The following is a 1223-nucleotide window of genomic DNA, read 5'->3' on the forward strand; positions in this document are numbered from 1 at the left end:
ATGATTTCAGGGCGGGGCGGCGAAGGTTCGTGAATGCGAGGCGGGTCGAGATGGTAGCTCGACCCGCCTCGCTGAGACACCGCACAACGATCTGGGAGTGTCCACGGTGATTATCGTTCGTCCTGAGGCCTATCGCCAGTACGGGAGCGGCCGTAACCATTTTGTTCTTGTGTTGGAAAACAAGTTCGCCGCGTCCTTCCGGATCGAGTCGTCTTCCCGTTACGGGGAGGGTGTGGTCGTGGTGGCGGATGTGGGTGAGTCGTTGACGCAGGTGTTGCGTTCGCGGGTCCCGGCGGGCAGTGATGTGCTGGTCGTCTCCTCGGATGAGGGTTTGTGGGGTGCGCCGGCGGTGGAGGTGGGTCCTTCACGGGCGGTCGCGGTGGTGCGTGTGGGGTCGGGGGCGTTGGCGCTGGATCAGGCGCGGGCGGTGGTGGAGTCTTTGGAGAAGGCTGATCCGCAGGCGATCGAGGGCGCACAGCGTTCGCTGGTCGCAGCGTTGGGTGGGGACGGTCGGGCGTTGGTGTTGGAGGACGTCTTGACTTCGTCGGTGGCGAAGTTGGCGTTCCCGGGGGCGCGTTGGTCGTTCTCGGATCCGGGTGTGTTCACGCCGGGTGCGGTGAGGTCGGTGTCGGCGGGCCGTGAGCGGCTGGCGGCGGATTCGGTGGGCACGGTGGTGTCGGGGCAGATCGCGGTGAAGGGTTGGCCGCTGGTGACGGCGCGGTCGGCTGGTGCCGGGCGTTGTCAGGAGTTGTTCGAGCGGTTGTCGTCGTTGTCGCATTATCCGTTGGTGCTGACCGTCGAGGACGGTGTGGTGCGGGATTTGAAGGCGGCGGAGGCGGGTTCCTCGCAGGCGGCGGACGCGTTGCGGGAGTTGTTCGCTGTGGATGCGGGGCATGGGCGGGTGTTCGGTGTGGAGTTCGGGTTGAACCGGGCCGCTCCGCAGTTGCCGTTCAATTGCGAGTCGAATGCGGCCAGTACGGGCAAGGCCGCGGTGTCGGTGCATCTGGTGTTGGGTTCGGTGCCGTTGACGGAGTTCCAGATCGTGTTGGAGTGCGCGACCAGTACGCTCTCGTGGGCGGACGGCGGCGCCGCGTTGGCGGGGGCGGGTACGGCGGTGGAGGAGCGTCCGCGTCGGCGGATGAACCGGGTGACCGCGGCCAGCTGCGGCTGCCACTGACATGTCCCCACCCGGCCCCGCGACCCACCCCGGGCCCGCGGCCGGG

1 protein-coding gene is annotated in these 1223 nt (G+C 67.5%); it reads left to right on the plus strand.

The annotated features are described in order from the left end of the window. Positions 1-97 precede the first annotated feature (97 nt). On the plus strand, positions 98-1177 hold the full coding sequence (locus ACFWUQ_RS31475) for a hypothetical protein (RefSeq protein WP_384544830.1): 1080 nt from the start codon (positions 98-100) through the stop codon (positions 1175-1177). Positions 1178-1223 lie beyond the last annotated feature (46 nt).

This window comes from Streptomyces sp. NPDC058662 (assembly GCF_042716255.1).
GTDB lineage: Bacteria > Actinomycetota > Actinomycetes > Streptomycetales > Streptomycetaceae > Streptomyces.